The sequence below is a fragment of the Haladaptatus ordinarius genome (assembly GCF_054177595.1).
This window is the reverse complement of the sequence record NZ_JBPEHH010000215.1, coordinates 1-3,162: the sequence shown is the minus strand read 5'-3', so window position 1 is coordinate 3,162 and position 3,162 is coordinate 1. Positions and strand designations below refer to the sequence as shown.

General features: G+C 49.5%; 3 protein-coding genes and 1 pseudogene. All 4 read right to left on the bottom strand.

Annotated elements, in window-relative coordinates:
* Positions 1 to 282: 282 nt before the first annotated feature.
* Positions 283 to 929 (bottom strand): annotated as a pseudogene (locus ACR3FF_RS26470) (archaea-specific SMC-related protein); the annotation flags it as partial.
* A 26-nt stretch (positions 930 to 955) separates the two neighbouring features.
* On the bottom strand, positions 956 to 1,372 hold the full coding sequence (rdfA, locus tag ACR3FF_RS26465; protein ID WP_458191066.1) for a rod-determining factor RdfA: 417 nt from the start codon (positions 1,370 to 1,372) through the stop codon (positions 956 to 958).
* 211 nt (positions 1,373 to 1,583) lie between these two features.
* Positions 1,584 to 2,348, bottom strand: a complete 765-nt coding sequence (locus tag ACR3FF_RS26460; protein ID WP_458191065.1) for an IclR family transcriptional regulator — start codon at positions 2,346 to 2,348, stop codon at positions 1,584 to 1,586.
* Between the two features lie 264 nt (positions 2,349 to 2,612).
* On the bottom strand, positions 2,613 to 3,023 hold the full coding sequence (locus tag ACR3FF_RS26455) for an acetyl-CoA hydrolase/transferase C-terminal domain-containing protein (RefSeq protein ID WP_458191064.1): 411 nt from the start codon (positions 3,021 to 3,023) through the stop codon (positions 2,613 to 2,615).
* Positions 3,024 to 3,162 lie beyond the last annotated feature (139 nt).

The following is a 3,162-nucleotide window of genomic DNA, read 5'->3' as shown; positions in this document are numbered from 1 at the left end:
AGTCCGAAAGAGCACCGTCTGGCTGAGGGATATTGAACACATTCACTCAACCAGACATCTTCCTAATTAGACTAACGCTTTAGCTTCAGTTCTCACATCGGTTGGGAAGTACCGACAGTACTGATATTGTAAATCCCTGTTCGCTCCGGGGTTTGTGACTCGTGGAATCGGGTCGGTTCTATCGAGCGGCGTCGGGACGGTCGCTCGCAATTCACTGAAATCGCGTTCGACGGATGAAAGAGACGGGTGTTTCAGCCGAAGGAGACAGTGAGCGGGTACGGACTAAAACTCCGTGACTCGTTGATACTCATCATCGAGGGCCGCACCGTCCTCGGGCAGCAGTGCAGCGACGAGATAGCCTGTGTACTCGTTGAAGTAGTCGACGAACGTCGCAATTCGATCGGAACCGGTCGCTTCGAGCGAGTCGAGCGGGATGAATGGCACTTTCTCGTACACATCGTGGACGAGATACCCGGCAAGCGCGAATACGAGTCCGGTGACTTCTCGCTCACTCTTGCTGAGACAGTCAATCGTATCTTCGTGGGTTGTCTACGATTCAGTGCTGCGAACCACGTGTAAGTTGAAGACACTTTTCGTGGCCTTCCGACACTCCTTCTCGGACTCGCGTTCAGTACGGTCGATCCAGATGCGGTCGAGATTTTCACGATTGAGGATATCGAGGACGGTCTCCATATGGCCGTTGAATTGTCGACTGCATTCGCTTCGATTTGATCGATGCGCGTCCGCAGATCAGCGAGCTCGTCTTGAATCGCTTCCCGTTGCGCTTCAAGTTACTCCTGTTCGGCGACCTGAGACTCGATAGATGTGATTTCTTCCTCAACGCCCTCGAGTTCAGATACCAGACGGCCGAGTTCGAATTCCAGCTGGTTCGCCTCTCAATGAAGATCCAATACGTCGTTGTATTCCTCTTCTGTTCATATTTAGCGACGGTGCATTACATACATACCTCTGTAATGGTCACTGTAGAAGTTGGGCTATAATGGTGACACAGGGCTGTAGAGTCAGTCACTATCGAGGGGACAGTCACAGCCACCTTCTTGAAGGAGTTCGTCGACAGCATAGCCCGCTTGAGCTGTCTGACATCGAGTCCATCACGTGTGAGCGCATTCTCCGTCTCTGTCTGAACCCCGCTGCTGACGTTATCACTCGTCAACAAGCGATAGGTGTTTTCGACTTCTCCGTCGAGCGTTGATACTCCCGCGTCGGTCAGTGCCGCGCGTAGCATTTTCTGATTCAATAGCTCTGCAAGCTCACGAAGGCTGTATGGCTCGCCAGACTCTCCAGTCCAATATGACTCGAGTGTGTCACAGAAATCCGTCAGCTCGCACTCATCGATTACGCGTTGTACCATTGCTTGTCTTTCCCGAGGTTAGCAGATCAGTCACAATCCTTGTATAGCGTGTTTTCTTGGTCTGATCTTCTGCTTGAAGAAAGAAGATGCTTTTCCTTTGTCTACAGTACTAGGTTGGATGACGATGTAAATTAAGGCACGTTACGTCAGTGAGTGGAATTACACCTATAGTTGTGTAATGCATTGCCCTGATATCGTAAGACGAGAAGGCTCAAAGATAGGCGATATTCAATTCGAGTTCGTTTGCAGAGGCGAGCAAGAGGTCTGGAATCTCTCGGTTGTACCATTCGCCCTTCATCCGGTGGGTAGGACCAGAGACACTAAGTGCCCCAACGATTCCCCCATTTCGATCCCTCACAGGAACACCTACTGCCCGTAGGCCCTCGATACTTTCTTGCCGGTTGAAGCTGAACCCGCGTTCTCTAATCTCTTCAAGCTCAGCAAAGAGTCGATCGTGATTAGTAATCGTGTTATCAGTGACTTCAGAAAGCGGTTCCTCGCCCACCAAATCGATTACCACTGCTTTAGGGAGTTCTGAGAGGATTGCTTTCCCAGCCGCAGTTGCATGGAAAACAATTTCTTTCCCGATACCCGAGTCCGTTTGAACAGCATTGGCACCGGTTTCGCGGTGGACATAATAACCACGGCCACTTTGTTCGACGATGAACTGTGCGCGTTCATCTGTGGTTTCGGCAAGTGCAGATACCTTCTCCCTGGCCATTTCGTATGCTTTGTGGCGGAGTCGAGCATGTTCACCATATTTGAGAAATTGAAGCCCGAGATGATAGTCACCGTCTTCTTTCACGACAAAATTTTCGTTCAGGAGCGTTGCGATATATTGGTGTGCAGTGCTTTTTGCGATACCACATTCTTCTGCTATCGCCGAAAGTGATGTTCCATCATTTACATAAATAAGTTCGATAATATCGAACACTCGTTCAGCCGATTGGATCGTTCGTTTTTCCTTGTTTGGCATGCTCTATCATTTGATTAGGATAGAGGGTACAAAAACCACACCTATTGTTCCAAATTGAGTTTGGGTAATATGCAATCATTTTGAGAGTGTTTTATGCACATATCGAATCTCCTTTTCAACGATAAATGCCATTCGAAGCAAGGAATCCGTACCCCTCTTCCGATTCGATAAATGCGAACCAGTAGTTCACAACCGAACAGCGGCGATTACAGGCGCTTTTCCATCTTCTCACGAGAAGCGGGTGAAACGAGGGGGAGAGGTAGTTCACTGCCAGTCGAAAACACAATCCAACGAGTGAAAAATATGACCGTCAGAAGTACGTGCAGCGTCCAGATATGCAATCAAATCGTCTCGGAATTCTGGGTGTGCACAATTTTCAATCATCACATCAGCACGCTCCATAGGTGAAAGTCCACGCAAATCAGCTACCCCTTGTTCTGTGACAATAACGTCGATATCATGTTCGGTATGGTCGACGTGCGAGACCATTGGGACGACGCGAGAAATCGTGGCACTACTAGCAGTCGACCCGAGAACAATCACCCCCAACATGCTGTTTCGACTGAAGTCTCCACTACCACCAAGCCCGTTCATTAACTTCGAACCCGCGATATGCGTGGAGTTCACGTGTCCATAGATGTCGACTTCAAGGGCACTGTTAACACCGATAACCATTGGTGTTCGGTTAAGCACTTGATCGCCTCATGAAGGCTTCAGCCACTCGTTCGCTGAGTAAGAGGCGTGATTTCTCTGGTTGGCGGGCGTCACGATACAGCAACTCCGACAAGTTCGGCGGTGGATACCCCAACGACTG

What these genes read in the sequence shown, in the direction of transcription:
- rdfA (WP_458191066.1), bottom strand. Translation starts at nt 1,372, where the DNA reads ATGGTACAACGCGTAATCGATGAGTGCGAGCTGACGGATTTCTGTGAC.
- ACR3FF_RS26460 (WP_458191065.1), bottom strand. Translation starts at nt 2,348, where the DNA reads ATGCCAAACAAGGAAAAACGAACGATCCAATCGGCTGAACGAGTGTTC.
- ACR3FF_RS26455 (WP_458191064.1), bottom strand. Translation starts at nt 3,023, where the DNA reads ATGGTTATCGGTGTTAACAGTGCCCTTGAAGTCGACATCTATGGACAC.